Source organism: Nocardia sp. CC201C, from assembly GCF_030010695.1.
Lineage (GTDB): Bacteria > Actinomycetota > Actinomycetes > Mycobacteriales > Mycobacteriaceae > Nocardia > Nocardia otitidiscaviarum.
On the sequence record NZ_JASCXP010000658.1, the window covers coordinates 1 to 2,331 of the forward strand.

Genomic DNA, 2,331 nt, shown 5'->3' on the forward strand with positions numbered 1-2,331 from the left:
GCCCCACAGCGCCCCCCGCCCCATCGGCGCGGGAGCGCCCGCCGCCGCGTCGGTGCGCGGCACGACGGCCGGATCGCCGGGCGACTGTGCCGGATCGCCGGGCGGCTGTGCCGGGTCGATGGGCTGCGCCGGGTCGGTGCCGATGGCCCCGGCGGAGGTCGTGGACGCGGGCTTGCGGGTCACCAGGATCTGTACGGACTTGGTATCGCCGACGTAGATCGGCTCGGTGCCGGTGCGGGCGTCGGTGACGCCGTCGGCGGAGGTGGTGTCCACCGGTTCGGCCTCGTACCAGGGCCCCCAGGTGCCGTCCGGGGCCTTGGCGCGGATCATGGTCGTCGTGCCCACCAGCTCCTTGGCGGTGAGCGCCACCATGCTGAACGATGTGTCGCGGGTGATCTCCTTGACCTGTGCGCCGACCTGGTCGACGAGGTCGCTGGGCACCACGCCGGGGGCCAGCGCGGGACGGTCGGGGTCGCCGCCGATGACGGGGGCGGCGGGCTGGGCGGGAGCGTGGGTTTCCTCGCCGGTCTCGGGGTCGAGGTGCGGCTGCTGTGCCGCGGGAACGTCGGCGGCGGGCGCTTCGGGCGCATTCGCGCCGGGTACCGCGGGACCTTCGGGAGCCGCGGGAGCGGGGGCCTGAACCGTTCCGGATTCGCCTGGTGCGGTGTGGAATTCGCTGTCCGGCGCGGAAGGGGCTTGGGAATCGGGGGTGATCTGGGAGTCGGCCGCGCCGGGGTCGGCGATGAATCCGGGTGCGGCGGTGAAGGGGCCGACGGGGGTGCGGGCGGGCTGATCGAGTCGGGGTAGCGGGATCTCGCTGGGTAGTTCGACCCCGGGTGGTAGCGGGAGGTTCTCGGGAATCCGGATGGATGCCGGTAGCGGCAGCATCCTCAGGTCGGATAGTCGTAGGTCCGGTAGGGGTAGGCCGGTGATGTCTCGGAGCGGCAGCACCACGTCGGGTGCGGCGGCCAGGGCGAGTTCGGCCACGCTCGCCGGTATTGCCGCCAGGTTGCGCTCCTCGGTATCGCGGTATGCCGGGGCATCGCTGAGTGCGAGAGCACCGATCGGCGCGGTGACCGCCAAGATGGTGACGACCGGGAGGACATATGAGCGTTTCGGCTTGCGGTACGGCACGAGCATCTCCCATTCCAGGTAGAACCGTTGATCGTCACCCGGTGTCGGGGTTGATTCCTGACGAATCAACGATCACACTAGTCCCATCTGTAACAGACCCTAAACCTTCAGTGGAGGATTACCAAGCGGTAGCTCGAATGTAGCCCCGGAATCACGGAAGAACGGGTATGACATGCCGAACGGGTACTTGCTACAGCGACGTAGACGACGGAAGACGGTCAGTCTGTGCGTGGTGGCCGCGGCGCTGGCCGGGGGCACCGCCGTGGTGCTCTGGGCCTGGCCCGACGGCGAGGTGCGCAACCAGGTCGCCGCCGGACCCTACGGCCACGGCCGCGGCCTCAGTCAGCACGGCGCCTACAACCAGGCCCGGGACGGCTGGACCGCGGAACGCATTCTGGCGCACTACTATCCGGGCGCCGAACTGGGCGCCATCGGCCCGACCAATGTCCGCGTCCGCCTCATGGCCCAGGACGACAGCACCCTCGACGTCTGGTCCGACTCCGGCTTCTTCGTGGCGGGCCGCCGCGTCATCCCCGGCCAGGCCGCCCATCTCACCGCCACGCCGACCGGCGCCGATGTGGTCATCACCAGCGGCTGCGACGGTGACGTGCTGTGGACGGGCAGCACCGACGACCCGTGGGTCTACCCGGTCGAAGCCGGCCCCGACCGGCCCGCCGCCGAACACCTCACCCTCTGCGGCGGCAGCGCCTACCGCGGCGCGCTCGGCGTCGCCCTCGACGGCGCGGCCGCCCGCACCGTCAACGACGTCGACGTGGACGACTATCTGATGGGCGTGGTGCCCGCCGAGATGGTGCCCGCCTGGGCCGATCACGGCGGCGCGGAGGCCCTGCGCGCTCAGGCCGTCGCGGCCCGGTCCTACGCGCTGGCCGAACAGCGCTACCCGTACGCGCAGACCTGCGACACCACCGACTGTCAGATGTATCCGGGCACCGAGAAGGAGGACGCGCGCACCTCCGCCGCCGTGCGCACGTCCACCGGTCAGGTGCTGCTGCGCGACGGACGCATTCTGCGCAGCGAATACTCCGCCGCGCCCGACGGCGGCTCCGCCATCGACATCCGCACCCTCGAGGTGGGCCCGACCCCGGCCGAACTGGCCCCGGCCCCGCTGCCCGCGGAGGTGCCGCCGCCGGATGGACCGGACGGCGAGGGGATCGGCCCCGACCTCGTGGACGCGGT

At 71.6% G+C, this 2,331-nt stretch carries 1 protein-coding gene and 1 pseudogene; one reads left to right on the forward strand and one right to left on the reverse strand.

The window, feature by feature from the left end:
• Positions 1-1,203, reverse strand: a pseudogene (locus tag QK444_RS35585) (hypothetical protein); the annotation flags it as partial.
• 193 nt (positions 1,204-1,396) lie between these two features.
• Here QK444_RS35585 and QK444_RS35590 point away from each other — a divergent pair.
• Positions 1,397-2,331, forward strand: a 935-nt coding sequence (locus tag QK444_RS35590) for a SpoIID/LytB domain-containing protein (protein WP_282786422.1), incomplete at its 3' end; no start/stop codon positions are given.